This is a genomic window from Cognatiyoonia sp. IB215446, assembly GCF_033963825.1.
Lineage (GTDB): Bacteria > Pseudomonadota > Alphaproteobacteria > Rhodobacterales > Rhodobacteraceae > Yoonia.
In genome coordinates this window covers 160779-179389 of record NZ_JAXBMD010000002.1, presented here as the reverse complement: position 1 = coordinate 179389, position 18611 = coordinate 160779, and the positions used below count along the sequence as shown (strand labels likewise).

Genomic DNA, 18611 nt, shown 5'->3' with positions numbered 1-18611 from the left:
GGGCAGCGACGCGCGTTCTTTTGCCCATCGGTCCTGCCCCGTGAACTTGCCAGTCGCTTGTTGCTGGCGCAGAAGGCCCATGGGTCAGGGTGTCGAGGGGATCAACATGAAACGGCTTCTGAAATGGATCGGCGGCATCATCGCAATCGTCGCCGTCGTGATTGGCGCGGCAATTGCCCTCTATCTCTATACGCCCGCCAGCTATGAAAACAGGCTGTCCGCAGTGCAGCGCGCAGCAGAGCGTGGCGTGGCAGCAGGCCATTGGCCGGGCGTGATGTGGGCCATTGTGCAGAATGGTGAGGTGATCACGACCGGGGCCGCTGGTTTTGCTGATATCGAAGCGGGCATTGCAATGACCCCCGAAACCATCATGCCCATTGGCTCGATCACCAAGGTGCTGGCCGGATTGGCGGCCTCAATCGCAGCCACGGAGGGGCTTCTTGATTTGGATGCGCCAATCACTGACGTGCTGCAGGTACCCTTTGACCCGAAAGACGGCGCGGCGCGCAGTTTTGCGCATCTAGCGACCCATACATCCGGCATCATCGACATCGATGCGGTTTATGAGGAGCACGGGTATCACTATGGATCTGCGACCCATCCCGTGCCGCTCACAGATTTTCTGTCGCAGACCTTGGGTGCGGATGGCGATCTTTATGAGCCCGCGCTGTTTGGCGATTGGATGCCCGGAACGCGCTATGTCTATTCCAATATCGGTGCTGGACTGGCCGGGCAGGTTATTGCGGATGCAGTTGGTCGGCCCTACGCAGATTTCACGACAGAGCGAATCGTTGCACCATTGGGCCTGTCCGGGTTTTGGGGGCATATCGGGCCAGCGCCAGGCACCGATCCCGCGCAAGCAGTTCTTTACGACCGTGATGAAACCGGTGCCTTTGAGGCTTTGCCGCCATATGGGCTGGCGACTTGGCCCGACGGGCAGTTCAATGCCTCAGCAACCGATCTGGCGCGCCTGATGGCCGTGATGATGGGGGATGGATTGTTGGATGGGCAGCAGGTTCTGCCTGCCGCCGCCGTTCAGATGCAAAAGACCCCGCGCGTGGCGGACATTCCCGGTAAGGACACGCCGGGCGATTTTGTCGGCCTGTTCTGGGAGCGTGAGACGCTCACGGTCGGGCCAATCGCGCTGACTTTGGAAGGGCATTCAGGCGGTGATCCGGGCGTGATCACCTTCATGTACCGCACGCCCGGCCACCCAACCGGGTTCGTGCTGATGTTCAACGGAGAGCCGGAAGGCACGATGGGCCTTCTTGCAATCGTCCGCCTTGTGCGGCTTCTGGCGGGGATGCCTTTGCCGCAATGACCCCTTGCGTTTGGGCGAATAGCTTTCGCTTATGCGCGCTACATGTGATCGTTGAGCATGTCTTCGCAACGCAACAGAGGTGAACACCATGGCACGTCGCACAAAGGAAGAGGTGATTGCCGAGTTCACGCGGCTTTATCAGTGCTTTGAAGATATGATCGATCAAATCAACGCGCATGGCCCAGTCGATGTCTACTTTGACAAAAGCATGTTGATCCCCTTGTCGGCTTATCTTGAGGGTATCGAGAATGAGGAGTTCACAGCAAGCGAAGCACTGGCCGGTGCAAAAGAGGGCGTGAACGGCAATGGCCTTTTCCTTTTGGAATACATTGAACGGGACCCGGACGCCGTCGCTGCGATGCTCAAAGGGTATCACGAAAAGACAGGACGGGACTACTGGACGGATGCCGGCGATCCCAAGAAAGCGGTTAAAGCGATTTTGAAGCGGGGCTACGCAGAGACCGAAGACGAGTACTACCTGATCAAGGAAGTCGTCTGCGATGTCGACAACAGCCTGATTGCAAATCGCGACCGGCCAAAGGCCGAGCGTATCATGGACGACTTTGAGAAACGCAGCATCGCACAATAGCACCTGTGCATGCCGCACAACTCGCAAATGAAAAAGCCCCGCCGCAATGACTTGCGACGGGGCCAATCTTGAGACGACTTAAAGCGACTTATTCGTCGCCCTTCAGCGCTGCACCCAGGATATCACCCAAGGACGCGCCGGAGTCGGAAGAACCGTACTGTTCAACCGCCTCTTTCTCTTCCGCAATCTCACGCGCTTTGATCGACAGACCCAGCTTGCGGGTCTTGCTGTCGATGTTGGTCACGCGTACATCGACCTTGTCGCCGACGCCGAAACGCTCTGGGCGCTGCTCGGCACGGTCACGGGACAGATCAGAGCGACGGATGAATGATTTTGCACCTTCGTAGTCGACTTCGATCCCGCCGTCCTCAATCTTGGTCACCTCGACAGTGATGATCGAACCACGCTTCACGCCGCCAACGGCTTCGGCAAACGGATCGCCGTCCAGTGCCTTGATCGAAAGCGAAATACGCTCTTTCTCAACATCCACTTCAGCAACCTTGGCCTTGACCACGTCACCTTTGCGGAAGTCGCCAATCACGTCTTCGCCACGGCCTTCCCATGTCAGGTCAGACAAGTGGACCATACCGTCGATGTCGCCTTCAAGGCCGATGAACAGACCGAATTCGGTGATGTTCTTGACCTCGCCTTCAACTTCGGTCCCTTCAGGGAACTGCTCGGCAAAGACTTCCCATGGGTTGCGCTGTGTCTGCTTGAGGCCAAGGGAAACCCGACGCTTCGCTGAGTCGATCTCCAGCACCATCACTTCGACTTCCTGAGAGGTCGAGACGATCTTACCCGGATGCACGTTCTTCTTGGTCCATGACATCTCAGAGACGTGGACCAGACCTTCCACACCGGCTTCCAGCTCAACAAATGCACCGTAATCGGTGATGTTGGTCACGCGGCCCTGATGCACAGACCCAAGGCTGAACTTGGCCTCAACCGCATCCCAAGGATCTTCCTGCAGCTGCTTCATGCCGAGGCTGATGCGGTGAGTTTCCTTGTTGATCTTGATGACCTGCACCTTGATCGTCTCACCAATGGTCAGGATCTCGGAGGGGTGGTTGACCCGGCGCCATGCCATATCGGTGACGTGCAGCAGCCCGTCAACACCGCCCAGATCAACAAACGCACCGTATTCGGTGATGTTCTTGACCACGCCGTCCACTTCCTGGCCTTCGGTCAGGTTGCCGATGACTTCTGCGCGCTGTTCGGCACGGGATTCTTCAAGGATCGCGCGGCGCGAGACAACGATGTTGCCACGGCGACGGTCCATCTTCAGGATCTGGAACGGCTGCTTGAGACCCATCAATGGGCCTGCGTCACGCACCGGGCGGACGTCCACTTGCGAGCCGGGCAGGAACGCCACAGCACCGCCAAGGTCCACAGTGAAACCACCCTTCACACGGCCAAAGATCGCGCCATCGACACGCTCTTCATCCGCATAGGCTTTTTCCAGACGATCCCAGGCTTCCTCGCGGCGGGCCATTTCGCGGCTGATCACAGCCTCGCCCTTGGCGTTTTCAACCTGACGCAGGAACACTTCGACAGTGTCACCAACAGCCAGTTCAGGGTCTTCCCCGGGATTTGCGAATTCTTTGAGTTCGACGCGGCCTTCCATCTTGTAGCCCACGTCGATAATGGCCTGGCCCGCTTCGATTGCGATCACCTTGCCTTTGACAACTGACCCTTCCGAGGGCGTGTCCATTTCGAAGCTTTCGTTCAAGAGCGCTTCAAACTCTTCCATTGTGTTTGCCATGTGGCGTTGTTTTCCTAACGTTTGGTTTTATACGGGCCGCGCGGTTGTCTCCGCCGGTCTTTGGGTTGCGGTTTGGTCTGGCACCGATACGAACGAAAAACATCAGGGTCGGCATTTACCGACCCTGCTCAAGTCTCACGCTCGCGCCTGTTTCGACGCTTCAACAGGGCGGCGTATAGGGGGGATTCCCCTGTAATGCAAGGGGGTTCACTACATGTTGGGAATGACCCAAGGGATCATTTCTGGTGCAAACGGGCAGAGCCCAAAGCGCTCACTATCCATCAGGTGGACCGGACATCATGCGCCGCCACAGCGGGCTGTCTATTAAAAGTCAGCGCTGAAGCCCTGATTGCATTTCTTCTGCGCTGCCGCGAAAGTCTGCCTATGAAAAAACCTAACAAAAGTGGCCTTGTGCAAAAAGCCAAGCAAGAACTGCTTAAGCGAATGCTCTCGAGTTCTTCTGACCGCCTTTCTCCCAACGGGACACCTGCTAATCCTGTAGATTTCGCGTTGTGGTCGATTGGGCGTCATGCGGAAGCAAAGGCCACAAGGATGATCATCTCAGGGAAAACGAAAAAGCTGCTGCCTGAAATTGGTCAACTAGATGGCCATCTGCGCGAGTTGGAGATATCGCATACGGACATCTCGGATTTGTCTCCGCTGGGTGAATTACCCAGCCTCGAAAGATTAAAAATAAATGCAACCGAAGTCGCGGATTGGTCGGCGCTTTCTTCGTTAAAAAGTCTGCGTAGATTAGAGCTAAGCTTCTGTGGGCACATGCTTGTTGACGTGCCCAACTTGCCGGAGCTTACCGAAACAAAGATTCTCAATACTCATGGAAAGATTACTCTTGGTAGCTTACCGAAGCTGGAGAAGGCCGAGTTTCAGGTGCTGGAAGACCTTGCCGAAGTCACGAAGCAATCTGAATTGGCGGAACTATCATTTCAGAAGATCGGCAATCGAACCGTCGACGCTTTCGCAAGCTTGACAAACCTTCGACGACTTAGTGGCAGGTTGCATGGCGTCGTCGATTTGCGGCCATTGGCTTCCCAGAATAGTCTGATAAGCCTAAGTTTGACTGCGCCGGAGGTCTCAGACATAGCGCCGATTTCAGAGCTACGGCGCTTAGAAACGCTAGAACTCAACAGCCTCAAAGTGTCAGATGCCCGTTCAATTTCGGGTTTGTCCAAATTGTGTTCACTCGTGCTGAGGTTCGCGGCTCCTTTGGCGGATCTTTCTTTTCTTTCAGATATGAAAGAGCTTTCACGCTTGGTCCTTTGCCCCGCCGCCAACTCTGATTTGCATCCTGTGACCGAGTTGCCAAACTTAGAAGAGTTTGTTCTTGCAGGGATTTCGCCGCATACTGACCTGTCGCCACTGACAGATTGCGGAGCGCTACGTCGCTTGAGCGTCTCAACTAACGACAAAGTTGATGGTGCGTTGTCTGTCCCTATGCCAGCACCTCCACGCCTCGAAACACTGTCACTGTATGGCCGTGCTATTGACAGCTTAAGTGGGCTGGAAAAGTGTCGAGAACTTCAATCTCTATATTGCGTTCGAACGACTATTGGTAGTCTTGAGCCACTAAAGGGCATGACCCACCTTAAACAAGTGCACGTGCCAGGTAGCAACGTTTCCGATCTGACCGTTTTGGCTACCTTGCCGTATTTCGTCACTGAAAATCCAGACATCAAGCTTGCAATTCAAGATACTCCGGCAGTTGAACAGTATCCCGAATTAGCAAAGACACTTGGAGGTGGTCCGCTTCATCAACACGAGTACGGTCAGCATGAAACTGCGATAAAAGCTGTGCGCGCTGTGACCCGTGGCTCCTAGCCTCGAAAAGCCGGACATTGGCGCGACCGCAGCGAGAGTCAACTTCGTCCGGCACAGCTACTATTCACATCTCCTTAACAAATCTTAACGCCCGCCCCGTTAACGCACCGCATTGAACGGCCTCCATGTAAATCTGTACGTACAGGTTCTGTACGGAAAACATACAGGTTCTGTATCCGTCAAAAACGCTTGTTTCCTTAGGGCAAAGGCCCGTTAACACATCCGCACGTCACATCTGCCATTTTTGACCGTACGCCGCGTTAGAGTTTCTCCAGCGCGCCCTGCACAGCCGCGAAATAGGCGCCGACCTGTGCGCCATCCACAAGCGCGTGGTGCACCTCCAACGTCATCGCCATATCCCAGCGCCCGCCCTGATCCACGAACTTGCCCCACGAGATACGCGGGATGCAATCCTCCGGTCCGGGCAAGGCGTTGTTGATCGATGTGTAATCAAGCCACGGCATGCAGGACAGATACGCCAGATCGTCCCGCTCGCCCGTGTTTGCTTTCAGGCTACCTTGCGTTGCCACCTGGTCGATCAGCGCCTTGGCCTGCGCATCAAACGCAGTAAAATCAGGTAGATAGGGCACATAAGCATAACCAAACGACCCTGCCTTGGTCGGCACTGTCATCGACAGCGTCACCATATCATGCCGCACCACCTGATACCCGCGAAACCGCATGCAAAGCTCCGGCACCGCATGCAGCCCGGCGCCAATCGCATAGAGGCAACCGCGATAGGGCGAGACACCGTCCGCCTTGCGCGCCAGCAGGTGGCTGACATCCAGCCGCGATGTCACGGCATAATGGGGCCGCTGATAGCTGCGAAAGAAATGAAACTGTGCGGCACGGGACCAGGTGGCAAGATCGACGATGTGTTCAGTCATGCCACCTTGGTGTCAGATATCCTGCCCACGCTCCAGCAGCTTTTCGATCAATTGGCGCTGCAGATTACCGCTGTCGCCCGCACCAAACTGCCCCGCACCACTGCTGTAAAGCGTGCCGTAAGTCTTGGCGACATTCACTGTCTGCGCAAGGCCAGAGATCAGCTGATCACGCTCCAACTCCTTGAAAGGATGCAGATAAATCCCCCAGAGCCGCCCATTGGCCACGGCATAGCGAGCATCAAGCGCACTGTCGAAATTGGCCTGCATCACACGCTGCAGCTCTTCCTGTGTCATCCCCTCGGCCGAGCGGATCGGCACCATCGCCCGCATCCGGTTGGCCCCCACGTCAAAGATGATCAGCACCGGGATATCGTCGATCTGAAACTCAAAACCATTGCCGGATGTCCGCGCCTCCGGATCAAGCGCCAGCACAATTTCGGCCATACGCGGCACGGTCATATGCGGCTCTGCCTCCTGGGCGGCGGCACTCAGGGGCATCAGAAAGGCGACAAGGGCAAGAATACGGATCATGGGCAAACTCCTTTGCCCGTTAGCTAAGCACAAGGGATGGCGATTCCCTAAGCAACCATTGGTGAAATTCTGTAATACGCGCTAACGGGCGTCTTCGATGACCGCGACGGCAGCAGCAACAGCCGCGTCGATAGTCAGGTCGGACGTATCAATCAGCACCGCATCCTCGGCGGGTATCAGCGGCGCCGCAGCGCGGGTCCGGTCACGCTCATCCCGGGCTTTGACATCCGCCAGCACCGTCTCGTAGGTCACATCCATGCCCTTGTTGATAAGCTCATCAAACCGCCGCTGCGCGCGGCAGTCAGGGCTTGCGGTGACAAAGAGCTTCACGTGTGCCTGGGGGCAGATCACGGTCCCAATATCCCGCCCATCAAGCACTGCTCCGCCCGGACGCGCGGCAAAGCTGCGCTGGAAGGCAACAAGGGCGTCGCGCACGGCCTGATTGGTCGCCACCTGGCTGGCGGCCTGCGCAACCTCGGGCGTGCGCAGGGCGTCAGCGTCCAAATCGACAGGGTCGAGTGCGCGCGCGGCAACAACCGGATCGGCACCGCCCAGTACCTTGGCGCCCACCGCACGGTACAAAAGGCCGGTATCGAGATGAGCAAAGCCGAAATGCGCGGCCACGGCCTTGGAAATCGTGCCCTTTCCCGCCGCAGCCGGCCCGTCAATCGCCACTGTGAATGTCAACGTTTGCTCCTCAAAAACTGCTGATCCCGCAGTTAGCGATGGGGTTATCAACGACAGGATTTTCCCATGCGCATCACCCTGCTCCATCCCCCGCATACATCCATCGGCAGCCGCGTTCCACGCGAAAATCTGCCACCCTACGGCCTGCTTTGCGTTGGGGGACCGCTGATTGATGCGGGTCATGCGGTGCAACTGATCAATGCCGATCTTGGCCCGATGCGCCCCGCACAGATCGTGCGCGAGGTGCGCGAGAGCCGCCCGGATGTGGTGATGATCGGGCATTCGGGTTCAACCTCCGCGCACCCGACCGTCATGACGCTGGCCCGGCAGATCAAACAGACCCTCCCCGATGTGATGATCATCTATGGCGGTGTCTATCCCACCTATCACTGGAAAGAGGTGCTGGCAGAATGCCCTGCCATTGATGTCATCGTGCGGGGTGAAGGTGAGGCGACAACGCCAAAACTAATCGCAGCTCTCGGCGGTGATCTGTCGCGCATCAACGGCATCGCCTATCGCCGCGATGGCCAACCGCATGCCACCGCCCCTGCCCCAATGATCACAGACCTCGACGCATATCGGATTGGGTGGGAGCTGATCGATTTCAAACAGCACAGCTATTGGGGTGGCAAGCGGGCCGTGATCATGCAGTTCTCGCGCGGCTGCCCGCACCTCTGCACCTATTGCGGCCAGCGCGGGTTTTGGACCCGCTGGCGGCATCGCGACCCCGTGCGCTTCGCGGCCGAGATAGCGCGGCTTTATCGAGAACACGGGGTTGAGATGATCAACCTTGCCGATGAGAACCCGACGACGTCGCCAAAGGCCTGGCGCGCGTTTCTGGAGGCAATGATTACCGAAGATGTGCCTGTTCAGATCATCGGCAGCACGCGCGCGGATGATATCGTGCGCGATGCGGACATCCTGCATCTTTACAAGGCCGCCGGATGCCTGCGCTTTCTGATGGGATTAGAGGGAACCGACGAAGCGACACTGACCAAAGTCAAAAAGGGCGGCACGCGAGCGAAGGACAGGCTTGCCATCGACTTGCTGCGCGCCCACGGGATCATCGGGCTTTGTACCTTTGCGGTGGGGTTTGAGGAGGAAACCGACCGCGATTACTGGCGTATCCTGCGGCATCTTTTGTCTTACGATCCTGATCAGGTGATGTCGGTCTATGCAACCCCGCACCGCTGGACGCCGTTTTTTCAAACGGTGAAAAACCGGCGCATTATTGAAACAGACCAGCGAAACTGGGACTACAAACATCAGGTGATGGAGGTGCCACAGGTTCCAGCCTGGCGCGTCTTTCTTTGGGTGAAATGCATCGAGATTTGCCTGCAAGCCCGGCCCAAGGCGCTCTACCGAACGTACTTTCACCCCGATCCGGACATGCGCCACGCGATGCAATGGTACACGCGCATGGGGCGGCGGGTCGTCCTGCGCGAGGTCTGGCATTGGCTGAAGCGCAGACAGCGCGCCGGGGTGAGCGTGGAAGCGTTTCTGGGATCCACAACGTTGCCGGAAAAGGCATTGGATCAGTCTGGCTCCATGAAACGCTAACCGCGGACGCGCCCGGCCGTACGGCCAGTCGTTGGCGCCATCAGCGCTAATTCACAGAGTTCGCTTCCAATCGGATGTGCCGACAAAGCCGTCAGATTGTTCCCAGCAGTTGAATGTGTCGTTTACTTACTTTGGATGATTGCAATGCCAGTTCCCCGGCATTGCAACGTTATGAGCGGTTCTCCCAGCCTAATCACGCCAGATATGTGCGCAACCAGGCCACCATACGCTCCTCCGCAAGTCGCGCTGCCGCTTCGTCGTAACGTGGGGTCGTATCGTTGTGGAATCCATGGTTGACACCTGGGTAGATATGCGCCTCGTAAATCTTGTCATTCGCCTCCATCGCCTTTTGGAAGGGCGGCCACATGGCATTGATACGCTGATCGAGAGCCGCAAGTTGGATCATTAATGGCGTCTCAATTCCTTGCACCTGCTCAACGTCTGGGAATGAGCCATAGAACGGAACACCCGCTGCCATTTCGGGGTAGGCCGCTGCCAGCCTGCTAACCACACCCCCACCATAGCAGAAACCTGTCGCACCCACTTTGCCATTCGTCCCGTCAAGGGCTTGCAGATATTCGAAGCCCGCAAAAAAGTCGTTCAAGAGCTGACCTTGGTCCAGCGTGCGCTGCATTGTGCGACCTTCGTCATCGGTGCCAGGATAGCCACCAAGCGACGACAATCCGTCAGGACCCATGGCGATAAAGCCGGCCCTTGCCAGACGACGCACGACGTCACGGATATATGGGTTGAGCCCACGATTTTCGTGAACCACAAGAACAGCCGCCGGTGGCCGCCCAGGATCTATCTCGGCGGGTCGGACAAGATAAGCAGTGATGTCGCCGGTACCGTTTGGGCTGGAATAGATGATTTCGTCTCCAACAATATCCTCGTCGTCCTCAGCGACTTGTTGTGCCAATGCATAGTTTGGCGAAAGCGCACTCAGTATCGCGGCAGCGGTTAGACCACCAACGGCCCATTTCCCGGCTCGGTCCAGAAACTCGCGTTTCGAGATTTTTCCATGGGCGTAATAGTCATAAAGGTCCAGGAGGTCCTGATCGAAGTCTGCTGCCGTCAAACGGTGGACTGGTTTTTGATCGTTCATTGCTGTCTCCTTGTCGGATTGATGAATTGCTCGATTGGCATCTTTGCCTACTTAGTCTCTTCCTACATTCGTACGGTGGACTTTTCTTTTGCATGACCGATGTTCTAGTTGGCAGTCGCAACCAGAGCATCGCGCCGCGCCCTTAGGTTTACCTCAATCTGGAGGACTTCATCCGTCCCGCCATCTGCCAAAAGGTTCACTTGCTCCAACGGGTCTAACGATAAATCGAAAAGTTCCGCCGGGGCGTCTCTTGGAACTACAAGGCGGTAGTTACCCTCGCGCAAGGCCCATCCATAGATACCGCCGCCGCGTGTTTCTCTGTTGGTGAAGTGGTCTGTGTAAATGTAGTCGCGGCTCCCGTCGCCACCCAACAACACAGAACCAAAGTCGAAAGAGTCAGGTGATGAAAACTCGGCCCCCGCCAACCCTGCGATGGTCGCAGTTAGGTCCGATGCGTTGATGAACGCATCGGTACGCCCTGCTTCAATTCCGGGGCCTGAAACGATCATGGGCACATGTGTTCCGCTGTCGTAGAGCGTCGCCTTAGCCTGATGGTCTCCGTAGAGTCCGTTCAGAACCTGATTCGGCGTGCCGTTGTCGCCAATAAACATGACGACGGTTTTCGCACGGTCCTCTGCGCTCAACGAGTTGAGCAAGCGACCGATTTCTGTGTCCAATGCTTCGAGCATCGCTTGGTAGTAGGGCAGCGGATTTGCGTCGACCGAGGCTTCATCATCCGGCAAGTCGTCGAAGCTGTGCAACTCATTTGGCGGCAGATGGAACGGCGAATGCGGTGCGTTGTAGGCTAGCCACAGAAACCATGGAGCATCTTGTTCTTCGATCCAACCGATCGCGCGATCCGTCAGGACTGTGGTTGCGTAACCTTCGATCTGGACCTCTTGACCACCCTCTACGGCCGTCCAATTGAAATAGTCCTGTACACCACCATAGAAGAGGCCGAAGTAATCTGGAACGCCCATTTGTTCTGGAAGATCAAAGCCCATCTGTCGCCCTGTGATGTGCCATTTTCCGATGACATTTGCTGCATATCCTGTTGGCGCAAGGGCATCGAACAAAGTGAAAGTATCGGGGTCGAGATCGTCGCTGCCGTCCGGCGCAACCGGTGCGCCAACGCCTGTGCGAAACCCGTATTGACCCGACATGATCGTTGCTCGCGTCGGTGAGCAGGTGGGTTGGGCGTAGGCGTTGTCAAACACGAGGCCGCTTGCGCACATAGCTTCCAAGTTTGGCATCGGAGCCTGCTGGTTGCCGATATCGTAGCATTGAGAGGCATCCAGCCCCATGTCGTCGGCGATGATCAGCAGGACGTTGGGTTCAGCCATTGCTACGTTGCACACAACAGCCAGAGAGGCGGTGAGAATTGGGAAATGATACTTCACGGTTTCGTCCTTTCGGTTTGCAATGGTGGGTGTTCAGGAGGTTGGTTCCTGGCTCTGCGTGGCAGTTTGTGCCTGCCATCGGCGCATAAGAAGGACGACCGAGACCACCGCGACGGCTCCGGCGAGAACCACACCGAAGAAGTTGCTGAGAATGGTTGCGACCTGCTCAAGTTGGGATGCGAAGGTATAGCCAAGCCCGACATACATCGCCGTCCAGATCAGCGCGCCGGGTATTGCTGCGGTTGTAAAGCTGCGCCAATTGAGCCCGCCCGCGCCACTTAGGTAGCTGACATATGGGCATGTCGGGCTCAGAATTGTATGGCTGATCAGAACGGCCAGAGCGCCACGTCTTTGGAGAAGTTCTTTACTCTTCTCAACGACTGGGGCGGTGCATTCTGACCGTTCGAAGAAGCCGAGGACCGATGGGCCGAACTTGCGGGAGACTCCGTATGCCAGTTGGTCGCCGAGAATGTAAGCGGCAACGGCGGCAAGGAAGACAGTCAAAAGAGAGATGTCTCCGGCAGCGGCAAAGCTTCCTGATGTCAACACCAGCACCGAGGCGGGAAGCGGCACGGCCAGGCAGGCCAGCAGCACAACACCGAACACCAAGAACACACCGTAGTCCGGGACAAGCGCGAGAACGGTCTCGGTCATTCCTGGCCCTCCCGGTACGCGGCAGTCGCATCGCGGACTAGGGTAGTCAGGTCGTCCATTGAGATGTTGCGTTCCTGCGCAAGACGCCCCAAACGGATGCCCCGATCATCGTCGGGGTCCAGTTCCAGAAGCTCCATCACTAGAGGGCGTGGCAGATCATACGTGAGCACCACATATCGCGGTGTCATCCAGGGCTTCAGAGCGACGTCGACGTTACGCGGATCGTTGAAGTAGAGCGCGTCCGTGATCGCGTGGAAAGCAAACCAAAGCGCCACGGCCAGCGATCCAAGGAAGAGACTGACCATGAGCCAGTTCTGCCTGATGAAGGACAAGACCCGCATCACGCGCTGACCTCAGCAGCCCACATCATTGTAGAGCAACCCACTCTTTGAATGCCCCGTTCGTTGTTGCGCAATCGGTTAACAACAGTGTCCGCGACATGAACGGCCCGGCCGAGCGGCTGTTCTCGCCTACTGAAACGCAGGTGGTTTCGTCCGCGATCGTTCGTATGGTGCGTTCTTCGGGATCGTACACGAATTGCTGATCGGTCGCGGTCGTGTCGCAAGTGACCAGGGCAAAGGTGCTTTCGTCGCTAGGCCGATGCGCCATGCAATATTCCGGGTATTCGACCGATTGAATTTGTCCTGTTTGGGCATTCATCGAAAACTGGACGTCGCCGCCCTGTGGCTTGCAAGAGTGAGCCTGCAGGCGTTCGGCGAACCCTCTGCCAAGCGTGTCAATGCACCACCCAAGCCGGTCTACTTCGTCCAGGTTGTCGGCAAGGTAGATGACAGGCGACGGCGTTTGTAAGTTCGGTTGTTCGGCAAGCGACTGAGTTGCTGTCGCAACAAGAGCCACAAATGCAAAGGCTGAGACGTCAAGTTTCATGTGTCCTTCTCCGCTTTGTTGTTTGGTTTGCTGGGAGCTTCAGGTCTTTGCCGGGAACACGGCCGCCGAGCGCGAACTTCAGTTCGCGCGTAAGCTCAGTCAGGAGTGCAGCCTTCTCCGGCCCAAGTTTTTCTTCGATCAGCTCATCGATGTCCTGCCAGACATCCCGAACCTCTTGCAGGACCGCCATGCCCTGATCGGTGATGGATATGAGGTCGCCACGCAGGTCTTCGGGGTTCTTGCGGCGTTGAATCATGCCCAGTTTGAGCAACCGGTCGATCATGGTGCTCATGCTGCCGGAGGTGACATCGAACTGCTCCGTCAGAACGGTCTGTGATACTTCCCCGACCCGGCTGAGCATATTGAGGATCCGCGCTTGCCTTGGCGTAATCCCAACTGGCGTCAGCAAAGTAGCCAACCGCTTTTCTAGGATGTCCGCGCTGTGCAGCAGTGAGTGAAATTTGTGAGGCTTCTTGGTCATGGCGACAGTTTAGTGGAAATTACCTTGAATCCAAGGTAATTGAGTTTGAAAGGGTTTCCGTTTCGTTAGAGTCGGAGGGAACCATGGAAATCAGTGCAACCGTAAGACACGCGGAACGCGAACTCCCGTCAGCGGCAAGCGTCTTTGATGTTTCTATTGCCATCAAGCTCAGCGCTGAAAACACGATAATCGCTAAGGCAGGTAGTAGTCGTTCGGTATTGAACATAGGTCCCTCCGCTGGTCATGGACATTGAACGGACGAGCGAATGGTTTCCGTTGAATTAATCTTTGGCGAGACGGCCGGCCGCCATGGACCATTCGACATCGGCTCTTCGCCACTTAACGCAAATCACGAGACCTTCACCGGAGTCTGTTGCGCCTCGCCCCATCGCCTCGGTGACTGCCCATACATGCGCTTGAACTCACGGCTGAACTGCGATGGGCTGACATAGCCAACGTCAAGTGCTGCCTCGTAAACTGTCATACCTCCCGCGATCTTCATGGCAGCGTTGTTGAGGCGCATCGACTTCACGAACTGGATCGGGGCCATTGTCGTGACCTCCTTGAACTTGCGGTGAAAAACGGCTCGGCTCATTCCGGCACGGCTCGCCAAATCATCTATTGAGACGGGCACATCTAGATTTGACGAGACATGCGCGATGGAACGTGCAATGGCGTTTCCTGCACCGAATGCCTGCCTTGCAAATAGGCCCGCCTCACCCTTCAGGATCGCATAGAGCAACTCCCGCAACCGGGCCTCACCCAGAACCGCCACATCTGTCTGATTGCCCGCGAGTTGCAGGAGCCGCAAAAGTGCTTCGGTAAACCCCTGATCCCATCTAGCAAGCCTGATCCCCTGCGCGCGCAAGCTGTCTTTGGTTGCTGCAAGAGCATTTCCGGCATGCTCCATCTCCATAGCCAACGGCGTCATAACGCGTCGGTCCAATGAAATCAGAGCGCCGTAGAGCGGTGTCTCAGGCGATGCACTGGGGGTCCCTGCTTTGACGGGCATCGACATCGGGCAGCACAGGTACTGGCTGCCATCGTAGACGTACCTTTGACCGTCAAGAACGACCTCCTTGGAACCGCTTACGATGGCCACAACGCAGGGTTCATAGACTGCCGGAACGCATGGAATTGCTTGCGTTGCTCGAAACACCTGCACGCCTTGAATTCCGGTCTCGGTCAAACCGTTTGTCTTGGTCTGGGCCGCGATAACTCGTTTGACTTCATCCTTACTCATGCATTCGATTTAGAAGGTTCACGTAAACCGTGGCAACCAGCTCGATACAATCAGGCAAGCATTCGCGAGTATTGCACCTATTTGTGCGCACTCGTGAGAGTTATTTGCAGCATGAGAATGAATTATTCAGTGCAGCCCCACGCCGACACCCAAGGGAGCAAGACCATGCCAGACACAACATTCGGCCCCAAAGGCTGGACGCCCGAGCGTCTTGGTGACCTCCAAGGCAAAACCTATCTCGTCACCGGTGCCAACGCAGGCGCTGGATTTCAGGCGGCGCGGACGCTGCTGAACAAGAGGGCGAAGGTGGTGATGCTCAACCGCTCTTCCGAAAAATCTCAATCCGCTGTTGAAGAGTTGAAGACTGAGTTTGGTGTCGATGCTGACGTGAGTTTCGTTCGTATGGATCTGGCCTCGCTCACCAGTGTGCGTGAAGGAGCGGCAGAGGTGCTGAAGACAGTCAAACGCATTGATGCTCTCATTTGTAACGCCGCTATTGCACAAGTACCGACACAGATGCTGACCGAAGACGGCTTTGAGAGCATGTTGTGCACTAACCACTACGGCCACTTTCTCCTCTGCGGTCTGCTGTTTAACCCGATTGAGGCCGCGAAGGGTCGGATCGTTGTCGTCAGCAGTCTCGGCTATAACATGGGGATCAAAACCATTCAGTTCGACGACATGAACTGGGACAAGAATTATCATCAGAACCGGACATACTCGCAGAGCAAGCTGGCACAGATGATGTTTGCATACGAACTTCAGGACCGACTTGCAGCGGCGGGCAAGACCGAAGTCGAGGTCTATGTTTGCCATCCGGGATCATCGCGGACGTCGCTGATCACGACGAGCGGCAATATGGCAACGCGGATCATGTTCTGGCTGATGTCTCTGTCGCCCATGGTCCAATCTGCCGAGAAAGGTGCTTGGCCCGAGGTGATGTGCGCGACCGAAGATGGGCTGGAGCAGCGTGCACTCTATGGCCCAACTGGCCGTATGGAATTCGTCGGACCAGTTGGCAAAGGTACGCTGCACCCCCACGCATACGATAAAGCCGTGATGGAACGGCTCTGGGAGCTGTCGGAAGAGGCGACAGGGTTTGCTTGGGCGCTGTAGTCAACTTAATTTCCATCCAGCCCTGTTTCCGAGCTTAGACCGCGTTTGGGAAGTATCGGAGACGTCGCCAAAGCTCTAATATACTGGACATACGAAAACGGCGGGTCAGCTTACGATCGCCGTTTCGCATTGCTCGTCCGCTGATTAGATGGGCAGTAGAGTTGGCAACTGCACGTAGGCCGTCATCAGCACGGTGATGATGACCAATTCCACGACCAAGGGCGGGATGACAGCTTTATCGAAACCATCAGCAACGATGCCCACGATCCGACCGAAGGCCACGATGCCAAGCAACAGCGCCACGACAACGAAACCGAGTGTTTGACCGGTCAGCAGGCCAAATATCAGCAGTGCAACACTTGTGATGAAGAGCCCGCCGATGACCGAGCGGATTGTGCTCAGGCCGGCCGTTCCGACAGGCTCGATGGCGAAGTTCTTCACCATCCGGCGTGGGGCGAACATCGACATGGTGCCTAGGCCAAGAAGCGTGACAGTGGCAAGGCCGACGAGGATTTGAAGTGTAAAGTCCATTTGAATTCTCCTTAGATTGAGGTTGAAGTCAGGCCGCGAAGCGGTGGACGGCCTGGTTGGCGTTGTCTTGGAAGTCTGGGTTGGCGAAGGTGCCGTCGATCTCAGCCTGGTCGATGACCGGACCCGTTGGGGAGCCTTCGCGGCTGGCGTAGAAGTGACCGCTTTCGAATTTATCGTTCAGCAGACCGTCGACGTAGCGCTTGGCTCCGGTCTCGACGCTGTGCATCATTCCGAAGACCGGCATGAGTGTGCCGCCTATATATTTGAAGAAGACCTTCTTCAGGAAAGGCAGATCGTCCATCCCGTTTGTGCCGGTTGTGCCGCCTGGGCTCATGGTCACGAAACGGATATGCGGATGCTGACGGGCCATCGCGCCCATCCAATGTGCGCCGACCAGTTTGATGTAAGAGTAGACGTCAAGCGGGTCAGCATCCGGTCCAAACTTGCTGCCATCCGCGACTGCCGCGAACTCTTCGGCTGACAGAGACTGCATGTCAGGCTTCGCGACGCCCATCTTTGGGATGCCACGCGCAGCCTCTGAGCCAGCATAGAGCACAGTCGACGTGATCAACTGACGCTCCAGCAATTCATCTACCAGCACCACATGGCCAAGGATGTTGGCAGCGAAGATGTTCGTGACGCCAGCGTTGGTGAGGGCATGCGGCTTGCGCCCGCCAGTTCCACCCGCGTTCAGGATGACGGCATCAACTGCTGATTTCATGCCGGAAACAGCCGAGCGGACGGAACTGGAATCCGACACGTCCATGATAATGATCTCGAAAACGCACTTGCCGGTTTCCGCTTCGAGGGCAATCTTGGCGGCCTTGGCCTTTTCCAAGTTGCGGCACGCGAGGTAGATCTTCTCGATACCATTGCGAAGAGCTAGTTGCCGTGCGGCTTCACGGCCCAGACCAGCATTCGCGCCGGTGATCAAGACTGATTGTATTGGTTTCATTGGGTTGCTTCCTTGGGTTCTCATTTGATGGGCTCAAAGTAGCGAGGTCTAAATTTGATCTGTAGATAGGCAAAACTGGACACAGCGCTTCAAAAATGAAACACATGGATCATGTCGATTCACCAGAGCCACTCTCTGAATTGGGATGATCTGAAGTATTTCCTGGCTGTCGCCCGCACCGGGACCTTGCGGGGAGGCGCGGACAGTATTCAGGTAAACCACACAACCCTGACCCGTCGCCTGTCTGTCATGGAAGCGCGTGTTGGAAGCCGTCTCTTTGATCGCTCCAAACAAGGGCTGGCGCTCACTCAGCTAGGGGAAGACCTACTGCCCCATGCCGAACGTGTTGAGGCTGAAATGACTGCGGCATCGCGTGTGATCGTAGGTCAAGATGCGCAACCATCGGGTACCGTATACATCACGCTGCCACACGGTCTGGCGATGACGTCATTGATGGACGATTTCGCCGCCTTTGCCGATCTCTACTCTGACATCACACTGAACATGATTTTTACAAACGACATCCGTGATCTGACGCGGCGCGAGGCGGATGTTTCCCTGCGGGTTGCCGGTGAAGTGACCGATGATGTTGTCGGTCGAAAACTCGTCCAGATGTCCCAAGCCGCCTATTGCACGCGGGACTATGCCAAACGGATCACCGACAATGGCGGCGAAGGTCTACATCTGATTGGTTGGCATGAACCCGAAGAGGCGATGACTGCGCAGTGGGTGAAGGACAGTTACTATCCGAAGGCCACCCTAAAACACCGCGTCTCTGAACTGGTGCCTTTAATCACTCTCGCCGCCTCTGGTCTCGGCATGGCCTATCTGGCCTGCAATCTCGGTGATCGTCACCCGAACCTGATCCGCGCTCCATTTCAGAAACCAATGCCTTACCGTAGCATTTGGCTGCTTCTGCATCGTGATCTGCGCAACACAGCGCGCGTCAGGCTCTTCGTGGATTTTCTTGCGGAGCGAGTCCAATCGAGGCGGAATGAGTTCTGGGTTGCGGGGACAACTTCGCTAACATAGCGGTACTTCGTAATCCGCGCAGCATTGGTCGTT

The 18611-nt window shown here is 56.4% G+C and carries 19 protein-coding genes; 6 read left to right on the top strand and 13 right to left on the bottom strand.

The genetic code is table 11. The features are described 5' to 3' along the window. Positions 1 to 106: 106 nt before the first annotated feature. Positions 107 to 1321, top strand: a complete 1215-nt coding sequence (locus SLH49_RS08275; protein WP_320268698.1) for a serine hydrolase domain-containing protein — start codon at positions 107 to 109, stop codon at positions 1319 to 1321. 88 nt (positions 1322 to 1409) lie between these two features. Next, a complete protein-coding gene (locus SLH49_RS08270) occupies positions 1410 to 1910 on the top strand; it encodes a hypothetical protein (RefSeq protein WP_320268697.1) in 501 nt (166 codons plus the stop codon). Positions 1911 to 1998: 88 nt separating this feature from the next. Here SLH49_RS08270 and rpsA read toward each other — a convergent pair whose 3' ends face one another. Next, a complete protein-coding gene (gene rpsA / locus SLH49_RS08265; protein WP_320268696.1) occupies positions 1999 to 3672 on the bottom strand; it encodes a 30S ribosomal protein S1 in 1674 nt (557 codons plus the stop codon). A 384-nt stretch (positions 3673 to 4056) separates the two neighbouring features. On the opposite strand from rpsA, the gene SLH49_RS08260 reads away from it, so the two are divergent. Beyond that, positions 4057 to 5508, top strand: a complete 1452-nt coding sequence (locus SLH49_RS08260) for a hypothetical protein (RefSeq protein WP_320268695.1) — start codon at positions 4057 to 4059, stop codon at positions 5506 to 5508. Positions 5509 to 5768: 260 nt separating this feature from the next. Here the strand turns inward: SLH49_RS08260 and SLH49_RS08255 are convergent, their stop codons facing one another. From SLH49_RS08255 to cmk, 3 genes are all read right to left on the bottom strand, one after another. Beyond that, positions 5769 to 6395, bottom strand: coding sequence for a chloramphenicol acetyltransferase (locus SLH49_RS08255; protein ID WP_320268694.1), 627 nt, complete (start codon positions 6393 to 6395; stop codon positions 5769 to 5771). A 12-nt stretch (positions 6396 to 6407) separates the two neighbouring features. Further along, the gene (locus tag SLH49_RS08250) at positions 6408 to 6926 is read right to left on the bottom strand and encodes a hypothetical protein (RefSeq protein WP_320268693.1); all 519 of its coding nucleotides are present in this window, start codon (positions 6924 to 6926) and stop codon (positions 6408 to 6410) included. Positions 6927 to 7007: 81 nt separating this feature from the next. Then, the gene (gene cmk / locus SLH49_RS08245; protein WP_320268692.1) at positions 7008 to 7613 is read right to left on the bottom strand and encodes a (d)CMP kinase; all 606 of its coding nucleotides are present in this window, start codon (positions 7611 to 7613) and stop codon (positions 7008 to 7010) included. 66 nt (positions 7614 to 7679) lie between these two features. On the opposite strand from cmk, the gene bchE reads away from it, so the two are divergent. Then, the gene (bchE, locus tag SLH49_RS08240) at positions 7680 to 9173 is read left to right on the top strand and encodes a magnesium-protoporphyrin IX monomethyl ester anaerobic oxidative cyclase (RefSeq protein WP_320268691.1); all 1494 of its coding nucleotides are present in this window, start codon (positions 7680 to 7682) and stop codon (positions 9171 to 9173) included. A 193-nt stretch (positions 9174 to 9366) separates the two neighbouring features. On the opposite strand, the gene yghX is transcribed toward bchE, so the two are convergent. The 7 genes from yghX to SLH49_RS08205 form a co-directional block, all read right to left on the bottom strand. Continuing rightward, complete coding sequence (gene yghX, locus SLH49_RS08235; RefSeq protein WP_320268690.1) at positions 9367 to 10278, bottom strand: YghX family hydrolase; 912 nt, start codon at positions 10276 to 10278, stop codon at positions 9367 to 9369. Positions 10279 to 10382: 104 nt separating this feature from the next. Further along, complete coding sequence (locus SLH49_RS08230; protein WP_320268689.1) at positions 10383 to 11678, bottom strand: sulfatase-like hydrolase/transferase; 1296 nt, start codon at positions 11676 to 11678, stop codon at positions 10383 to 10385. Positions 11679 to 11711: 33 nt separating this feature from the next. Next, a complete protein-coding gene (locus SLH49_RS08225) occupies positions 11712 to 12332 on the bottom strand; it encodes a DedA family protein (protein ID WP_320268688.1) in 621 nt (206 codons plus the stop codon). Next, positions 12329 to 12637: a hypothetical protein gene (locus tag SLH49_RS08220; RefSeq protein WP_320268687.1), complete on the bottom strand. Its 309-nt coding sequence runs from the start codon at positions 12635 to 12637 to the stop codon at positions 12329 to 12331. Before SLH49_RS08220 ends, SLH49_RS08225 begins: the two co-directional genes overlap by 4 nt. 61 nt (positions 12638 to 12698) lie before the next feature. Next, positions 12699 to 13220, bottom strand: a complete 522-nt coding sequence (locus tag SLH49_RS08215) for a ricin-type beta-trefoil lectin domain protein (protein ID WP_320268686.1) — start codon at positions 13218 to 13220, stop codon at positions 12699 to 12701. Further along, positions 13210 to 13701: a MarR family winged helix-turn-helix transcriptional regulator gene (locus SLH49_RS08210; protein WP_320268685.1), complete on the bottom strand. Its 492-nt coding sequence runs from the start codon at positions 13699 to 13701 to the stop codon at positions 13210 to 13212. The genes SLH49_RS08215 and SLH49_RS08210 overlap by 11 nt, the downstream gene beginning before the upstream one ends. A 349-nt stretch (positions 13702 to 14050) precedes the next feature. Beyond that, the gene (locus tag SLH49_RS08205) at positions 14051 to 14944 is read right to left on the bottom strand and encodes an AraC family transcriptional regulator (RefSeq protein WP_320268684.1); all 894 of its coding nucleotides are present in this window, start codon (positions 14942 to 14944) and stop codon (positions 14051 to 14053) included. Between the two features lie 165 nt (positions 14945 to 15109). On the opposite strand from SLH49_RS08205, the gene SLH49_RS08200 reads away from it, so the two are divergent. Next, positions 15110 to 16060: an SDR family oxidoreductase gene (locus SLH49_RS08200; RefSeq protein ID WP_320268683.1), complete on the top strand. Its 951-nt coding sequence runs from the start codon at positions 15110 to 15112 to the stop codon at positions 16058 to 16060. Positions 16061 to 16204: 144 nt separating this feature from the next. On the opposite strand, the gene SLH49_RS08195 is transcribed toward SLH49_RS08200, so the two are convergent. Both SLH49_RS08195 and SLH49_RS08190 read right to left on the bottom strand, forming a co-directional pair. Continuing rightward, entirely contained in the window at positions 16205 to 16591 is a 387-nt protein-coding gene (locus tag SLH49_RS08195; protein WP_320268682.1) for a DUF4345 family protein, read from the bottom strand. A gap of 28 nt (positions 16592 to 16619) precedes the next feature. Continuing rightward, positions 16620 to 17546, bottom strand: coding sequence for an SDR family NAD(P)-dependent oxidoreductase (locus SLH49_RS08190; RefSeq protein ID WP_320268681.1), 927 nt, complete (start codon positions 17544 to 17546; stop codon positions 16620 to 16622). Between the two features lie 111 nt (positions 17547 to 17657). Between SLH49_RS08190 and SLH49_RS08185 the strand changes: the two genes are divergently transcribed. Next, on the top strand, positions 17658 to 18578 hold the full coding sequence (locus SLH49_RS08185; RefSeq protein ID WP_320268680.1) for a LysR family transcriptional regulator: 921 nt from the start codon (positions 17658 to 17660) through the stop codon (positions 18576 to 18578). The last annotated feature ends 33 nt before the right edge of the window (positions 18579 to 18611 follow it).